The organism is Mesorhizobium sp. M0019 (assembly GCF_040323975.1).
Lineage (GTDB): Bacteria > Pseudomonadota > Alphaproteobacteria > Rhizobiales > Rhizobiaceae > Mesorhizobium.
On record NZ_JAMYVK010000025.1, the window covers coordinates 1 to 15,840 of the forward strand.

A 15,840-nucleotide genomic window follows, 5' to 3' on the forward strand; every position below is an offset into this window, starting at 1 on the left:
CTCGTATGCCGGCTACGACCCTGTTTTCCTGTCCATCGCCCGCTCGGCGATCGGCGGCCTGTGTGTTTTCGGCTGGTGCCGCTGGCGCGGCATTGCGCTGTTCACGCCCGACAAAACCCTCGTCGCTGGCATTCTGGCGGGTGCGCTTTTTGGTCTCGAGTTCCTGTTTCTCTACGTCGGACTCGAGCACACGACGGTTGTGCGCAATACCTTGCTGGTCAACACCATGCCGTTCTGGATGCTGGTTGGCGGTCATTTCCTGCTGGGCGAAAGCATCACGGCAGGCAAGCTCGTTGGTCTTCTGCTCGCTTTCGCCGGACTGATCGCGGTGTTTTCCGATAAACTGAGCGCCAATGGCGGCGCAACATTGGGCGGCGATTTGCTCAGTCTCGGTGCCGGCATCCTGTGGGCCGTGACCAATATCGTCATCAAGCGGTCGAAGCTGGTGACGGCCAGCGCCGAAAAGCTGCTGCTCTATCAGCTGGCCGGGGCCGCCGTCGTCGGCATTTTGGTGATGCCTTTTGCCGGGCCGCCCGTCCGCAACTTTACCGTCTTGCCAACCTTGGCTCTGCTGTTCCAGGCCGTCTACATCGTCGCCTTCACCTATGTGCTGTGGTTCTGGTTGCTGCGGCGCTACCCTGCATCTGGACTGTCGAGCTTCACCTTCCTGTCGCCGGTCATCGGCGTGCTCTGCGGCGCCGTGTTCTTGAACGAGCCGTTGACGGTGCGTATCTTCCTGGCACTCGGCCTCATCGCCGCCGGTCTTATCATCGTCAACCGGCCGGCCCGAAAACAAAGCCCCGGATAAGCATGCGCGATATATTGAACGACCTCGAAGCTGGAAAGCAGCTCTCTGATCCGGACCCGGTGCGTCGCGCCCAGATCCAGATGAAGACGCCGCTGCCGAAGCACTTCTACAAGACCGTCGCGGTAGCACCGGTCGAAGACGGTTTTGCCGTCCATCTCGATGGCAAGCCCGTCCGCACGCCGGCCAAGGCGCTGCTGGCGCTGCCGACCGAAAAGGCGGCTGCTCTCGTCGCCGAGGAATTCGCCGCACAGAGCGAAACAATCAACCTGGTGACGATGCCGGTGATGCGTCTGGTCAATACGGCAATCGATGGCGTCGCCAGTGATCCCCAGGCCGTGCTGGAGGACATCCTGCGCTTTGCCTCGTCCGATCTGCTCTGCTACCGCGCCGATGCGCCCCAAGGACTCGTCGACCGGCAGAACGAGCATTGGGATCCGGTCATCGACTGGGTGCGCAGCGCGCTCGGCGCCCGGTTCCATCTTGCCGAAGGCGTGATCCATGTCGAACAGCCGCGCGAGACCATCGCGCTGCTTGGCCAGCATCTTGCCCAGCGTGCCGATCCGCTGCGCCTTGCCGCCATCCACGTCATGACGTCGCTGACCGGATCGGCGCTGCTGGCGCTGGCCGTCGACTTCGGCGAGCTCGACGGCGAAGCGGCCTGGGCTGCCGGTCATGTCGACGAGGACTGGCAGGCCGAGCAATGGGGCCATGATGCCGAGGCCGTCGCGCACCGCGCGGCCCGCAAGCGCGACATGATGGCGGCAGTCAGCCTGCTCGAAGCTCTCAAAGGCTGACCGCACCGTCGTTTCTATTTCGCACTGCACATTAGACCAAAGTCATAATCCCAAAGGCGGTCTGCCTCTGGGCACTGCTTTCTGTCATTTTTTGCACCGATGGCTGCACTGAGTCTGCGTTGCGAGGAAACGCGGACGATGACGCGCAGCATCGAGGACTGACGGAATCACACGGGAGGATACACTCATGGCAATGGCATCGACCGCCGGCAAAACAAGCCGCGGCATGACGCGCGAGGAGAAGAAGGTCATCTTCGCTTCCTCGCTCGGCACCGTTTTTGAATGGTACGATTTTTATCTCTACGGCTCGCTGGCAGTATTCATTGGTTCGACTTTTTTCAGTCCAACCATTCCGGAAGCGACGCGCAATATTTTCGCGCTGCTGGCGTTTGCCGCTGGCTTCCTCGTGCGCCCGTTCGGCGCATTGCTGTTCGGCCGCATCGGCGACCTTGTCGGCCGTAAATATACTTTCCTTGTCACCATGACGATCATGGGCCTGTCGACCTTCCTGGTCGGCTTGCTGCCTGGCTATGCGACTTTGGGCATCGCCGCTCCCGTGATCCTGATCATCTTGCGCATGTTGCAGGGCCTGGCGCTCGGCGGCGAGTATGGCGGTGCCGCCACCTATGTCGCCGAGCATGCACCCGACGATCGCCGCGGCTACTACACGTCGTGGATACAGACGACGGCAACGCTCGGCCTGTTCCTGTCGCTGATCGTCATCCTGATCGTCCAGGGGTCGATGACCAAGGAAACCTACGCCGCCTGGGGCTGGCGCATTCCGTTCATCGTTTCCTTCCTCCTCCTCGGCATTTCGATCTGGATCCGGCTGTCGCTTTCTGAATCGCCGACCTTCCAGCGCATGAAGGACGAAGGCAAAGGCTCCAAGGCGCCGCTGTCAGAAGCCTTCGGTCAGTGGAAGAACGCCAAGATCGCGCTGCTGGCGCTGCTCGGCCTCACAGCCGGTCAGGCCGTAGTTTGGTACAATGGCCAGTTCTACGCGCTGTTCTTCTTGCAGAACGTGCTCAAGGTCGATCCGCAATCGGTCAACATCATGATCGCGATTGCTCTGGCTGTTGGCTCGATCTTCTTCGTCGTGTTCGGCTGGCTCTCCGACAAGATCGGCCGCAAGCCGATTATCATGGCCGGCCTTGCACTGGCGATCGTCTGCACCTTCCCGTTGTTCAAGGCGCTGACCTGGGCAGCCAACCCGGCGCTCGCCACCGCGCAGCAGAACACCCGTGCGACGGTGACCGCGGCACCGGGAGACTGCAAGTTCCAGTTCAACCCGGTGGGCACGGCGAAGTTCACCACGTCCTGCGATATCGCCACCTCGTTTCTGACCAAGAACTCGGTGCCTTATGACGTAGTGGCCACGGCAGCGCCCGGCACTGCTGCGTCGGTCAAAATCGGCAACGAGACGGTTGAGTCGTATGACGCCACCGCAGCCGGCGATCAAGCCAAGGCCAAGGACGCTGTTTTCGCCAAGGCGGTAAACACGGCGCTTCAGGACGGCGGCTATCCGCTGAAACGGGCAGCGGCGAAGGTGCCGGATCAGAAGCTCGAAGCCTTCATCGCGGCCAATCCCGAACTGAAGCTCGATGCGGCCGCGATCCGCGCCGGCGAGAAGGCCATGGTTCCGGCCGACCAGGCGATCAAGGACAAGCTGCTGACTGCCGATGAGGCTGCGGGAGCTCCCGAGGTCACCGTCTACACCGTACCAGGCGGCGGTCCCTTTGCCATGTTCGCCGACCCGGCGGCGGTCAACTGGCCGATGACGATCGGCATCCTGCTCATCCTCGTGATCTTCGTCACGATGGTCTACGGGCCGATTGCCGCGATCCTGGTCGAGATGTTCCCGACCCGCATCCGCTACACCGGCATGTCGCTGCCCTACCATATCGGCAACGGCTGGTTCGGCGGGCTGCTGCCGGCGACGGTGTTCGCGCTCAGCGCCTACAAGGGCGATATCTACTACGGCCTCTGGTATCCGGTCGCCGTTGCAGCGATGTCGCTGATCATCGGCATGATCTTCGTCAGGGATACCCTCGGAACAGACCTGCACACCAAGCAGTAGCCGGCCTGTCCCGGTTCAAAGCAAAGCCCGGCGCGAGCGATCGCGCCGGGCTTTTTCAATTTATCGAGTGCAGGGCTTAGCTCTTCCGATCCTGTTTCGCTTCCTCGATCGCTGCCTCATGATACCAGGCACTTCCGAAATCCGTTCGGTTGCGTAAAGAAGCAAGTTCTGCCGCGAACTTAGCCTTTCCGCTTAAATTTGAGGCAGAAGCGCGCGCTGCCACCGGGAACATCAGGATTTTGGCCGACTGACGAGTGGAAGTGATTTCCATTGTCGGTTTCCTTTCTTCGACAGAACCTTGCCGATTCAACCTTTCCCCAACATAGGTTCAGCAACGGAAATAGGCAACATGATTACGAAAAGATCAGTACTTGCACATTATTTGTGCAAAATGTGCTTGTGGATGATCCGAACGCAGCATGACGGCGGACCAGCGATTTTGGGCGGATACAACCTCACTTTTGCCGCATCCATCGCCGGCGAGAATGGCACACGAATTGCATTTTAGTAATCCGGCAGGTCGGCTGCTGGATAGGCCGGCTCGCCCCGGCGCCATCCAGGGTTCGGTGATCAAGCAACGAGAGGCTAGAATGACGAAATACAAGCTCGAGTACATTTGGCTCGATGGATACACGCCGGTTCCCAATCTTCGCGGAAAGACGCAGGTCAAGGACTATGCCGAGTTTCCGACGCTCGACCAGCTTCCGCTGTGGGGCTTCGACGGTTCTTCGACCATGCAGGCCGAGGGCCACAGCTCCGATTGCGTTCTGAAGCCGGTCGCCGTTTATCCGGATCCCGCCCGCACCAATGGCGCGCTCGTCATGTGCGAGGTCATGATGCCCGATGGCGTGACGCCGCATGCCTCCAATAAGCGCGCCACCATCCTCGACGACGAGGGCGCCTGGTTCGGCTTCGAGCAGGAGTATTTCTTCTACAAGGACGGCCGCCCGCTCGGCTTTCCCGAGAGTGGCTATCCGGCGCCGCAAGGCCCGTACTACACCGGTGTCGGCTACAGCAATGTCGGCTCCGTCGCTAGGCAGATCGTCGAGGAGCATCTCGACCTTTGCCTTGCCGCCGGCATCAACCATGAAGGCATCAACGCCGAAGTGGCCAAAGGCCAGTGGGAATTCCAGATCTTCGGCAAAGGCTCCAAGAAGGCCGCCGACCAGATGTGGATGGCACGCTATTTGATGCAGCGCCTGACCGAGAAATACGGCATCGACATCGAATATCACTGCAAGCCGCTCGGCGACACCGACTGGAACGGCTCCGGCATGCATGCCAACTTCTCGACAGCCTATATGCGCGAAGTCGGCGGCAAGGCGTATTTCGAAGCGCTGATGGCGGCCTTCGACAAAAACCTGCTGGATCACATCGCCGTCTATGGGCCGGACAACGACAAGCGTTTGACCGGCAAGCACGAGACGGCGCCGTGGAACAGGTTCAGCTACGGCATCGCCGACCGCGGCGCCTCGATCCGCGTGCCGCATTCTTTTATCAATAACGGCTACAAGGGCTATCTCGAGGATCGCCGGCCGAACTCGCAGGGCGACCCCTACCAGATCGCCTCGCAGATATTGAAGACGATCGCCTCCGTCCCGACCAGCGCCGAGGTTTCGGCCGCGGCTTGAGCATTCGTCATGGCGTGGACCTCAGGTCTGCGCCGTGACTTTCTCTCCAATCGCATCACAATAAAAAACCCCGGCGTCTCTGCCGGGGTTTTTTCTATTGGCTGCAACGATCCGGATCACACCGAATAGTACATATCGTATTCGACCGGATGCGGCGTCATTTCGAAGCGCATCACCTCGGCCATCTTAAGCTCGATGTAGCTGTCGATCTGGTCGTCGTCGAAGACGCCGCCGGCCTTAAGGAAGCCGCGGTCCTTGTCGAGGCTCTGCAAAGCCTCGCGCAGCGAGCCGCAGACGGTCGGGATTTTCTTCAATTCCTTCGGCGGCAGATCGTAGAGATCCTTGTCCATCGGCTGTCCCGGGTGGATCTTGTTCTTGATGCCGTCGAGGCCGGCCATCAGCATGGCGGCGAAGGCGAGATAGGGGTTGGCGCCCGGATCGGGGAAGCGGACCTCGACGCGCTTGGATTTCGGCGACGAGCCGAACGGAATGCGGCACGAGGCCGAGCGGTTGCGTGCCGAATAGGCGAGCAGCACCGGCGCTTCATAGCCCGGCACCAGGCGCTTGTAGGAGTTGGTCAGCGGGTTGGTGAAGGCGTTGATCGCCTTCGCATGCTTGATGATGCCACCGATGTAGAACAGGCAGCTCTCAGACAGGCCGGCATATTCGTTGCCGGCGAAAGTCGGCTTGCCTTCCTTCCAGATCGACTGGTGGACATGCATGCCCGAGCCATTGTCGCCGAACACCGGCTTCGGCATGAAGGTGGCCGTCTTGCCATACGCATTGGCGACCTGGTGCACGACATATTTGTAGATCAGCATCTTGTCGGCGTTGCGGACCAGCGTGTCGAACTTGATGCCGAGCTCGTGCTGGGCGGCGGCCACTTCGTGATGGTGCTTTTCAACGCGCACGCCCATTTCGGCGAGCACGGTGAGCATTTCCGAGCGCATGTCCTGTGCCGAATCGATCGGCGGCACCGGGAAATAGCCGCCCTTGATGCGCGGCCGGTGACCGAGATTGCCGGTCTCGTAGTCGGTGTCGTCATTGGACGGCAGTTCGGTGGAATCCAGCCTGAAGCCGGTGTTGTAGGGATCGGCTTTGTACTTGACGTCGTCGAACACGAAGAACTCGGCTTCAGGACCGACGAAGATCTGGTCGCCGATGCCTTCGGCCTTCATGTAGGCCTCGGCTTTTTTAGCGGTGCCGCGCGGGTCGCGATTGTAGGATTCCCCGGAGATCGGATCGAGGATGTCGCACAGGATGACCATGGTCGACTGCGCGAAGAACGGGTCCATATGCACCGTATCGGAATCCGGCATCAGCACCATGTCGGACTCGTTGATCGCCTTCCAGCCTGCGATCGAGGAACCATCGAACATGACGCCATCGGCAAACATGTCTTCCTCGACCTCGACGACATCCATCGTAACGTGCTGCAGTTTGCCCTTCGGATCGGTGAAGCGCAGATCGACGAACTTAACGTCGTTGTCCTTGATCTGCTTCATGATGTCTTTGGCTGTCGTCATGTCCCTGCTTCCCTATGTGATGACGTTTTGAACATGGCCTTTTAACGGGAAAATTCAGACGGCGTCCATGCCGGTTTCGCCGGTGCGAATGCGCACCACTTCCTCGATATTGGAGACGAAGATCTTACCGTCGCCGATGCGGCCGGTCTGGGCCGCCTTGCGGATGGCTTCGATCGCGGCTTCGACCGCATCGTCGCCGAGCACGACCTCGATTTTCACCTTCGGCAGGAAGTCGACGACATATTCGGCGCCGCGATAAAGCTCGGTATGGCCCTTCTGGCGGCCAAACCCTTTGGCCTCGGTAACGGTGATACCTTGCAGGCCGGCCTCCTGAAGCGCTTCCTTCACTTCGTCTAGCTTGAACGGCTTGATGATCGCTTCGATCTTTTTCATGTAAAAAGTGGCCTCCACTGCCAAAAAAGACGGGTTGTGAGCCCCGCTTGCGCCTCAATCAAGCACGAACTGTGCCAATTGATGGGGCGCCGAACGGCCTCACATGATTTGGATACCATGCCACGCGGGAATGTACATTCGCGTCATTCGCAGCGTTGGATGCGCCATGAATGCCGCGAGCCTACACACCGCCGGTCCTGCCGTCCGCACAAAAATTGGGCAGATCGGGTATTTCATGGGCAGCTGCGCGCCGTCGTCCCGAACGATGTACGCCGCCAAATTGCTTGGGGACCTTCGTTGTTTGCGTCGGATCAAAAACTGGACAATGCTTGGGGATGTGCATGTCGCCCGCATGAGCAATGAACTTCTGTCTCCGTCCGACATGGCCGAGGCCGACCGGCTGGCGATTGCCGCTGGTCCATTCGACGGCATCGGCCTGATGCGCAATGCCGGTGCTGCGGTTGCTGCCGTAGTACTCAAGCGCTACCCGAACGCAACGCGCGTCCACGTGCTTTGCGGCCCCGGCAACAATGGCGGCGACGGCTATGTCGTGGCGCGCATCCTTCGGGAGAGCGCCGTCGACGTTTCGGTATGGGCGTCCGGATCGCCTAAAGGAGGCAGCGATGCAGCAGTCGCTGCCTCGGAGTGTCCGGTTGAAGCTCGGCCGCTGTCGGATTTCGTTGCCGAGACGGGCTCGATCGTGGTCGATGCGCTTTACGGGGCGGGGCTGTCCAAGCCGCTTTCCGGCGACCCCGCCAAGGCGATCGACAATGTGGCGGAGTTGAATTTGCCGGTCGTCGCGGTCGACCTGCCGTCGGGCGTCTCTGGTGAGAGCGGCAATGTCCTCGGTCAGGCTTTCCGCGTCCGAATCACCGTGACCTTTGCGCGAAAAAAGCCAGGCCATCTTTTGTTGCCGGGGCGCGAGCTGTGCGGCGAAATCATGCTCGCTGATATCGGCATAAGCGACAGTGTTGTAGCGCAGCTTGAACCACGAACATTCGAGAACATTCCGGCGCTCTGGCTTGGCCGCTTTCCGGTTCCGGCCGTCGACACCCATAAGTATAAACGCGGCCATGTCGGCGTCTTTTCCGGCGGGCCGTCGGCGACGGGTGCTGCGCGGCTGTCGGCGCTTGCCGCGGCAAGGAGCGGGGCAGGGGCCGTCACCATGTTGTCGCCGGCGAACGCCATCCATGTGAACGCGGCGCATCTGACCTCGATCATGCTGCGCAAGGTAGACACTGTCGCGGATGTGGACGAATTCGTCGGCAGCCGCCGGCCATCGGCCTTCGTGCTCGGCCCGGGATTTGGCATTGGTGAGAAGACGCGCGAATTCGCCCTGGCCGTGCTGAATGGCGCCCATGGGCAGGGCGGCGGGATTGAAGGCTTGGTGCTCGACGCCGACGGCGTCACCTCGTTTCGCGACGCGCCGGATGCCCTGTTCGAAGCCGCCAGCCGGCCGAGCGCGCCGGCTCTGGTGATGACGCCGCATGACGGCGAATTCGCCAGGCTTTTTTCAGATATCGCCGAGGACAAGGACCTGTCCAAACTCGCCAAGGCACGCGCCGCAGCCGAACGGGCCAACGCCACTCTCGTCTACAAGGGTGCCGACTCGGTGATCGCGGCGCCGGACGGCCGGGCGGCGATCAACGCCAATGGCGCGCCTTGGCTGGCCACCGCCGGTTCGGGCGACGTGCTGTCGGGCATCATCGCCGCGCTGCTGGCGCAGGGCATGCCGGCCTTTGAAGCGGCCTGTGCGGCAGTCTGGATCCATGCCGAGGCCGGCAGCCGTTTCGGACCGGGGCTGATCGCCGAGGACCTGCCGCTGGCGCTGGTGCCGGTCCTGCGCGAGCTTATCGAAAGTCGCGGGATAGCTGCCGAATGAACCGCATGTTCACGCTGCTCGTTGCGATCGTCAGCGCCGTATTCATGGCGCAGGCTGCGAACGCCGAAACTCCGCTGACGATCGTCGACGACCCGGCCGTTCTCGCCGCCCTCGACAGCAACGGTTACGGGTTCGCCGGCATTTTAGGCGTCGATGGCAAGGGCGATTTGAAGACGCTTTACGACAAGGCGCCGGCCTATCACGCGATCGTCGAAACGATTGCAAGCGACGTCGCGGCATTGCGGGCCGAGATGAAGGCCGGCGGCCGGCCGCTTTACGAGGTGACCGACGGCAATGTCGGCCGCGTCATGGACATGCGCTGGCTGAGGACCGAGGCCGCACGCTTCCGCCTTGTCGGCGTGGTCAACCGGCTCGACCGGCGCGACTTCGCCGCGCTGCAAGGCGATACGAGTTGCGGCGAAGTGCGCTTCGTCTATCGCCTCGTCTACAGCTTCAAGAAGAACGGCAAGGTTCTGGCCTCGCGCCTGCCGTTCAATTTCAGTGCCGTCTACAATGCCGCGCCGGATGCCGATGGCGGTTGTGTCGGCGTCGCCGGGCGCTGGGCACCACAGCTCGACGAGAACGTCGATGCCGGCTGGCTGATCGGTGGGCCGCTGGACAGGGCGGCGCTCACCTTCAAGCAGCTCGAGCTCAATGCGCAAGTGGGTGCGCTTCCCCTCCGGCCAGGAGACCGAATTCGGCGGGCAGGCTGCCTATCTCATGCGAATTTTCGGCATCGACGGAGCGGCTGCCAGCGAAAAGCCGTTGGAAAACACGCCCGATGCGGCACGCCTTGCCGAAGACGTCGCGCTGAAAGCAAGACTTGCGGACTATGTCCGCACCAGTGTCGCGGCGGTCGATCTCGGCGTCTACCAAATCCCCGATGAATTCTTGGCAAGGAAGGTCATTTCGTGGTCGACCTTCGGCAGTGCAAGGCAGGCCAACCACCCGTTCACGCCACTGTTCCAGCCCGCGGATTTCGCTGGTGTCGATTTCTCCGCGCTGAAGCTGGTGCGCACGCCGGAGGCATTGGTCGAGCGGCTGGACAACGGCGCCTGCCAGGGCTGCCATCAGGCGGGCTCGACTGCCGGCTTCCATTTCATCGGCCTTGACGACAAGACGACCTCGCCGCTCAACCACATCGAGGTTGGCATCTCGCCGCATCTCCACGCCGACATCCCGCGCCGCGTCGCCTGGCTGCGCGCGACTGCCGACGGCAAGGAACCGAACCGCTTTCGCCCGTTATCGTTCGCGCCGCCGGCGACCTGGAACGATGCCGGCGAAATCGCCTATTCGCCGGCCGAAATGGGGATGCCGTGCCTGATGCCACAGGATGCGGCCCGCTTCGGCGCGACATGGCAATGCGGCGCCGGCACCGTCTGCACGCCGCTGGCGACCGCGTCCGGCGTGCGCACCAAGCTGGCGCAATGCCTGCTGCCCAAGCACAGCGAAAGCATGTTCTCCGGCCATCCGTGCCTGACCGGCTCGATCGCCAGCAACCCGGCACAGCCTTTCAATGACCACTATACCATCACCGGTCAGTTCGCGGCGTTCGCGCCAAGCATTTCGCGCGCCGCCTACACCTGCCGACCGCCGAAGATCGGTGTGCCGGCGGGTATCGCCTATCGCGGCTGCGACGACCGGGATCGCAGCTTTGCCGCCTTCAAGACGGGCAAGCCGATGCCCAACGAGATTTGCGGGCTGGTCGGCGGCAAGAAATTCGACACCTGCGTGGCGACCAATAATTTCGACCAGTGCCTGGGCGGCGCCGTCAATCGCGGCAATCGTCCTGCCTGCTCGGCCGACCATTTCTGCCGCGAGGATTACATGTGCCAGTCGCTGCCGCCCGACATTCCCGGTATCGGCAAAGTGAAGGGCATCGGCTTCTGCTCGCCGACTTATTTTATCTTCCAGATGCGCATCGACAATCACGCCACGCCATGGTCGGGCGCTGTCCGCGCGACGAGGGGGGCCGGGTTCGGAGCGGCGGAAGCGGAATAGCCTGCGCCGACTGGGCATTAGCCGCTATAGTTTCAGGTGGATAGCTATCGATCGAGATAGTCGGCGATCTTCGATGTCCATTCGCCGTCGAAATGGCGGACATGTTCGGCGACGATCTCATCGCTCAGCAGGCTCGACAAGGCGGAAACCAGAACTGGTTCTATCTCTGGAGCCGAGCTAAATCCAAGAGCGGTCAAACGTTCGGACCAGGGCGGATGATCCGCGCTTTCGTTATCTGGCGCGTCCCAGGCCTTTTGCGCATATTCTTGCAGGATGGGAAGCCTCGACAGGTGACTGGCGGCCGCCAGAACTCTTTCAAGTGGTGGACGAGGCGGTACCATGGTGCCAAGCAGTTCACGTTTAAGCGGAATATACACTTGGTCATCGAAGAACGCACTGGCAGCACCGATCAGCAGCATGGCGCGCGCCGTTTCATATGCATTGCCGGACATCGCTGCATGACGATCTGCGTCAATTTCCGCCCGCCGCGACAACCGTATTTCTTCGCGCTCCAGCGTGCGCGACAGCGGCCCAAGCATCCAGTAGAACAGGCTGCCCGAAACGGTTTTTCCCGGTGGGGCGAAGTCGAAGATTAGATCGAAGCTCTTTTCGAGTTCGGCCAGGTTGAGCCCGCCATTTGTATCTTTATTTTTCAGATGGGCGTCCTCATGGGCCAAGATCGCCGCAAACCCCTTTTGGTCGGTCGCTGCGAGCAGCGGCAGGCCCACGGTGAGAATTGCCCTGCGACCAAGCAGGCCCAGAAACGGCCGCTCTTCACCGATACTGGCGTTGAGATCGGGGCTCAGCACGATGGTAGTCCGGCTGGCGCGGTGTTTGCCGGCAATACTCTCCCAGATGGCCCATAATTTCGGGGCTGATTCCCGAGCGATCCCCTCCACCTTGCTGGGTCGAAAACCGGCGAACAACGTCCCGATCAACAGAACGATGGCCAGCATCGCAGCTGGGATCGCAACAACGCCAGCCGCGATGACGGCGAGCGGATGCCGGTCGAGAAACCAGAACCATAAGACTATTGGGCAGAACAGCGGCAGAGCGAAAAGCAGGACGGCAAACCTGCCGAAGCGCGCTCCCATGTAGAGGATCAGGCGCGACATCAGCGCCTCACAGCGGAATGTTGTCGTGCTTCTTCCAGGGGTTTTGCATATCCTTGTTGCGCAGCATCCTGAGCGCGCGGGCGATGCGGCGGCGGGTCGAATGCGGCATGATCACCTCGTCGACATAGCCACGCTCAGCGGCAACGAAGGGGGACAGGAAGCGATCCTCGTAAGCCTTTGTGTGTGCTGCAATTTTCTCCGCGTCGCCGATGTCCTTGCGATAGATGATCTCGACCGCGCCCCTGGCCCCCATCACCGCAATCTGCGCCGTTGGCCAGGCATAGTTCATGTCACCGCGCAAATGCTTTGACGCCATGACGTCATAGGCGCCGCCATAGGCCTTTCTGGTGATGACGGTGATCTTTGGCACGGTCGCTTCGGCATAGGCGAACAGAAGCTTGGCGCCGTGCTTGATCAACCCACCATATTCCTGCGCGGTGCGGGGCAGTATGCCCGGCACGTCGACGAAGGTGACGATCGGGATCGCGAAGCAGTCGCAGAAGCGCACGAAACGCGCCGCCTTGCGGCTGGCATCCGAATCGAGCACGCCGGCCAGCACCATCGGCTGGTTGGCGACGAAGCCGACGGTGCGGCCCTCGATACGGCCGAAGCCGGTGACGATGTTTTTCGCAAAATTCTGCTGGATCTCGAAGAAGTCACCCTCGTCGGCAACTTTAAGGATCAACTCTTTGATGTCGTAGGGTTTGTTGGCATTGTCGGGGATCAGCCTGTCGAGCGACAGATCGTGATCGGTGACCGACTGGTAGCATTCGATCTCGGGAATTTCCGCCGTGTTGGAAGCGGGCAGCAGATCGATCAGCCGCCGCATCTGCAGCAGCGCCTCGACGTCATTGTCGTAGGCTCCGTCGGCGATCGAGGACTTCGTCGTGTGGATAGAAGCGCCGCCGAGGCTTTCGGCGGTGACCGTCTCGTTGGTGACGGTCTTCACCACATCCGGCCCGGTGACGAACATGTAGGAGGTTTCGCGAACCATGAAGATGAAGTCAGTCATCGCCGGCGAATAGACATCGCCGCCGGCGCAGGGGCCCATGATCAGTGAGATCTGCGGGATGACGCCGGAGGCCAGTACATTGCGCTGGAAGATCTCGGCATAGCCGCCGAGCGCCGCCACGCCTTCCTGGATGCGGGCGCCGCCGGCGTCGTAAAGGCCGATGATCGGCGCGCGGTTGCGCAGCGCCATCTCCTGGACCTTGACCACCTTTTCGGCATGGGCCTCGGACAGCGAGCCGCCGAACACGGTGAAATCCTTGGCGAAAAGATAGACCGGGCGACCGTTGACGGTGCCCCAGCCGGTAACGACGCCGTCGCCGGCGATCTTGGTTTTCTCCATGCCGAAATCGGTCGAGCGGTGCTCGACATACATGTCGAACTCCTCGAACGAGCCCTCGTCGAGAAAGACGTCTATGCGTTCGCGGGCGGTCAGCTTGCCCTTCTTGTGCTGGGCGTCGATGCGGGCCTGGCCGCCGCCCATGCGGGCGATCTCGCGGCGGCGCTCGAGTTCCTTCAGCACGTCCTTCATGACCGGTCCCCGAAACGGAAAGCTGCATTGTGGTAATCATGCCCGCGAGAGAGCGCAAGCGCCGCTTCCTCATGGCTTTTGCTGCGCTGCAGCATCGGCCCCTTGCATTTCGATCGGAACTGGGCCATATGCGGCGGCATAGGCGCTTGGGCCGGGATAATCCGGCCTTCTCGACGAATGAGACTGGTTGCGTCTGTTTTCCCTCTTCCCGACAGATCGGCAAGGTGGCGAAAAAGCCCCGTGGCATGATGCCTGCGGGCACGACAGCGCAGCCGTGTGGACGATAATGTCCGCCCGCCTTGTCGTTTCATGACAATTTTCGACGGCAGGTTGCGCCCTGCCGCCCATTGATGTTTGCGGCCAGGAGCCGCATGAAAGAAGAATATTTTGACCAATGAAAACACTTTGATCGGTAAGGACACTGGGGAACTGAACGGTTTCGCCGCACTTGGAATTACCGGCGCACTGCTCAAGGCCACCACTGCCGCCGGCTTTACCGATCCGAAGCCGATCCAGGCCCAGGCGATCCCGCCGCAGCTCGAAGGCCGCGACATTTTCGGCATCGCCCAGACCGGCTCGGGCAAGACGGCGGCGTTCGCGCTGCCGATCCTGTCGAAGATCATCGCACTTGGCACCAAGCGCCGGCCGAAGACGGCCCGCGCGCTGATCCTGGCGCCGACACGTGAACTCGCGGTGCAGATCGAGGAGATGATCAAGCTGCTCGCCAAGGGCGCGCATGTATCGACCGCGCTCGTGCTGGGCGGCGTCTCGCGCTTCAGCCAGGTGAAGAAGGTTGCGCCCGGCGTCGACATCCTGATCGCAACGCCCGGTCGGCTGACCGACCTTGTGCGTGAAGGCGACCTGATGCTTGCCGACACCAAATGGCTGGTGCTCGACGAAGGCGACCGCATGCTCGACATGGGCTTCATCAACGACGTGAAGCGAATCGCCAAGGCGACGGCGCCGGACCGTCAGACGGTGCTGTTCTCGGCGACTATGCCGGCCGAGATCGCCGAACTGGCGAAAGGCCTGCTGAAGAACCCGATCCGCGTCGAAGTCGCTCCTCACAGCACCGCGGCAGCCGAGATCGTGCAGGGTGTCGTCTTTGCCCGCACCAAGCAGAAGCGCCAGGTGCTGGCCAACATGCTTGCCGATGAGGCGATGAAGTCCGTCATCATCTTCTCGCGCACCAAGCATGGCGCCGACAGGGTGACCAAGGATCTCGAGCGCGACGGCTTCAAGGCCGCCGTCATCCACGGCAACAAGTCGCAGAACGCCCGCCAGAAGGCACTCAACGATTTCCGTGAGGGTTCGGTGCGCATTCTCGTGGCGACCGACATTGCTGCACGCGGCATCGACGTGCCCGGCATCAGCCATGTGGTGAATTTCGACCTGCCGGACGAGGCGGAGAGCTATGTCCACCGCATCGGCCGCACCGGCCGCAACGGCATGGACGGCATCGCCATCACACTCTGCGACCCGTCTGAAAACAGCAAGCTGCGTCAGGTCGAGCGCATCATCCGCACCAAGCTGCCGATCGTTGCCGACCATCTCGGCAGCCCCGATCCGCAGCGCAATCCCGCCGAGAAGAACGAGCGCAGCTTCGAACCGGCCAATGATCGCAACGACCACAATGGCCGTCGCGACGGCAGGCGGCCCGGCGGCGCAAACAACGGCTTCGGCAAGAAGCGGTTCGGCGACAAGCCGGCCTTTGCGGGCGAGCGCAAGCCGGAAGGCGCCAAGCCCTTCAAGGGCAATAACAAGCGCCGCTTCGGCGGCAAACGGCCAACAGCGCGGGCCGCATAATCTGACCGTGTTGCGGTCGGCCAAGCCCGGCTTGGTCACACACGATTGAAGAGGGCGACCGGAGCGATGCTTCGGTCGCCCTCTTGCTTGGGGACCTTTGGTTCACTTTACCACCGCCTCGATCCACACGACGATCCGCTGCGCGAGGAAAGCCGTGGTCGATGGCGACAGCGCGTCGCCGGCAATGACGTGGTTGTCCGGGTCGCCGGTATCGTCGACCGGCATCAATTCATGTGCGGCGCCCCAGCGACCCGCAAGCACGATCGC

Annotated in this window: 12 protein-coding genes and 1 pseudogene; 7 read left to right on the forward strand and 6 right to left on the reverse strand. The window is 61.7% G+C overall.

Features of this window, described 5'->3' with window-relative positions:
* The 3 genes from NKK47_RS18580 to NKK47_RS18590 all read left to right on the forward strand — a co-directional run.
* Positions 1–808, forward strand: an 808-nt coding sequence (locus NKK47_RS18580) for a DMT family transporter (protein WP_352577831.1), incomplete at its 5' end; no start/stop codon positions are given.
* Between the two features lie 2 nt (positions 809–810).
* The gene (locus tag NKK47_RS18585; RefSeq protein ID WP_352577832.1) at positions 811–1,602 is read left to right on the forward strand and encodes an ATP12 family chaperone protein; all 792 of its coding nucleotides are present in this window, start codon (positions 811–813) and stop codon (positions 1,600–1,602) included.
* 187 nt (positions 1,603–1,789) lie between these two features.
* Entirely contained in the window at positions 1,790–3,679 is a 1,890-nt protein-coding gene (locus NKK47_RS18590; protein WP_352577833.1) for an MFS transporter, read from the forward strand.
* A 76-nt stretch (positions 3,680–3,755) separates the two neighbouring features.
* Here NKK47_RS18590 and NKK47_RS18595 read toward each other — a convergent pair whose 3' ends face one another.
* The gene (locus tag NKK47_RS18595) at positions 3,756–3,950 is read right to left on the reverse strand and encodes a DUF2735 domain-containing protein (RefSeq protein ID WP_292660390.1); all 195 of its coding nucleotides are present in this window, start codon (positions 3,948–3,950) and stop codon (positions 3,756–3,758) included.
* A 319-nt stretch (positions 3,951–4,269) separates the two neighbouring features.
* Here NKK47_RS18595 and NKK47_RS18600 point away from each other — a divergent pair, with 319 nt between their 5' ends.
* Positions 4,270–5,310 carry a glutamine synthetase beta-grasp domain-containing protein gene (locus NKK47_RS18600; RefSeq protein WP_352577834.1) on the forward strand — a complete coding sequence of 347 codons (1,041 nt, stop codon included), beginning with the start codon at positions 4,270–4,272 and terminating at the stop codon, positions 5,308–5,310.
* Between the two features lie 116 nt (positions 5,311–5,426).
* Here the strand turns inward: NKK47_RS18600 and glnA are convergent, their stop codons facing one another.
* Both glnA and NKK47_RS18610 read right to left on the reverse strand, forming a co-directional pair.
* Complete coding sequence (glnA, locus tag NKK47_RS18605) at positions 5,427–6,836, reverse strand: type I glutamate--ammonia ligase (RefSeq protein WP_352577835.1); 1,410 nt, start codon at positions 6,834–6,836, stop codon at positions 5,427–5,429.
* Positions 6,837–6,890: 54 nt separating this feature from the next.
* Entirely contained in the window at positions 6,891–7,229 is a 339-nt protein-coding gene (locus NKK47_RS18610; RefSeq protein WP_019857988.1) for a P-II family nitrogen regulator, read from the reverse strand.
* 352 nt (positions 7,230–7,581) lie between these two features.
* On the opposite strand from NKK47_RS18610, the gene NKK47_RS18615 reads away from it, so the two are divergent.
* Both NKK47_RS18615 and NKK47_RS18620 read left to right on the forward strand, forming a co-directional pair.
* Complete coding sequence (locus NKK47_RS18615) at positions 7,582–9,111, forward strand: NAD(P)H-hydrate dehydratase (protein ID WP_352457513.1); 1,530 nt, start codon at positions 7,582–7,584, stop codon at positions 9,109–9,111.
* 765 nt (positions 9,112–9,876) lie between these two features.
* Complete coding sequence (locus NKK47_RS18620) at positions 9,877–11,112, forward strand: hypothetical protein (RefSeq protein ID WP_352577836.1); 1,236 nt, start codon at positions 9,877–9,879, stop codon at positions 11,110–11,112.
* A 44-nt stretch (positions 11,113–11,156) separates the two neighbouring features.
* Here NKK47_RS18620 and NKK47_RS18625 read toward each other — a convergent pair whose 3' ends face one another.
* Positions 11,157–12,227: a M48 family metallopeptidase gene (locus NKK47_RS18625; RefSeq protein ID WP_352577837.1), complete on the reverse strand. Its 1,071-nt coding sequence runs from the start codon at positions 12,225–12,227 to the stop codon at positions 11,157–11,159.
* Positions 12,228–12,234: 7 nt separating this feature from the next.
* A complete protein-coding gene (locus tag NKK47_RS18630; protein WP_352577838.1) occupies positions 12,235–13,767 on the reverse strand; it encodes an acyl-CoA carboxylase subunit beta in 1,533 nt (510 codons plus the stop codon).
* A 387-nt stretch (positions 13,768–14,154) separates the two neighbouring features.
* Here NKK47_RS18630 and NKK47_RS18635 point away from each other — a divergent pair, with 387 nt between their 5' ends.
* Entirely contained in the window at positions 14,155–15,573 is a 1,419-nt protein-coding gene (locus tag NKK47_RS18635) for a DEAD/DEAH box helicase (RefSeq protein ID WP_352577839.1), read from the forward strand.
* A gap of 102 nt (positions 15,574–15,675) precedes the next feature.
* Here NKK47_RS18635 and NKK47_RS18640 read toward each other — a convergent pair.
* Positions 15,676–15,831 (reverse strand): annotated as a pseudogene (locus tag NKK47_RS18640) (alpha/beta hydrolase); the annotation flags it as partial.
* Positions 15,832–15,840: the final 9 nt, after the last annotated feature.

What these genes read in the sequence shown, in the direction of transcription:
- NKK47_RS18585 (WP_352577832.1), top strand. Translation starts at nt 811, where the DNA reads ATGCGCGATATATTGAACGACCTCGAAGCTGGAAAGCAGCTCTCTGAT.
- NKK47_RS18590 (WP_352577833.1), top strand. Translation starts at nt 1,790, where the DNA reads ATGGCAATGGCATCGACCGCCGGCAAAACAAGCCGCGGCATGACGCGC.
- NKK47_RS18595 (WP_292660390.1), bottom strand. Translation starts at nt 3,950, where the DNA reads ATGGAAATCACTTCCACTCGTCAGTCGGCCAAAATCCTGATGTTCCCG.
- NKK47_RS18600 (WP_352577834.1), top strand. Translation starts at nt 4,270, where the DNA reads ATGACGAAATACAAGCTCGAGTACATTTGGCTCGATGGATACACGCCG.
- glnA (WP_352577835.1), bottom strand. Translation starts at nt 6,836, where the DNA reads ATGACGACAGCCAAAGACATCATGAAGCAGATCAAGGACAACGACGTT.
- NKK47_RS18610 (WP_019857988.1), bottom strand. Translation starts at nt 7,229, where the DNA reads ATGAAAAAGATCGAAGCGATCATCAAGCCGTTCAAGCTAGACGAAGTG.
- NKK47_RS18615 (WP_352457513.1), top strand. Translation starts at nt 7,582, where the DNA reads ATGAGCAATGAACTTCTGTCTCCGTCCGACATGGCCGAGGCCGACCGG.
- NKK47_RS18625 (WP_352577837.1), bottom strand. Translation starts at nt 12,227, where the DNA reads ATGTCGCGCCTGATCCTCTACATGGGAGCGCGCTTCGGCAGGTTTGCC.
- NKK47_RS18630 (WP_352577838.1), bottom strand. Translation starts at nt 13,767, where the DNA reads ATGAAGGACGTGCTGAAGGAACTCGAGCGCCGCCGCGAGATCGCCCGC.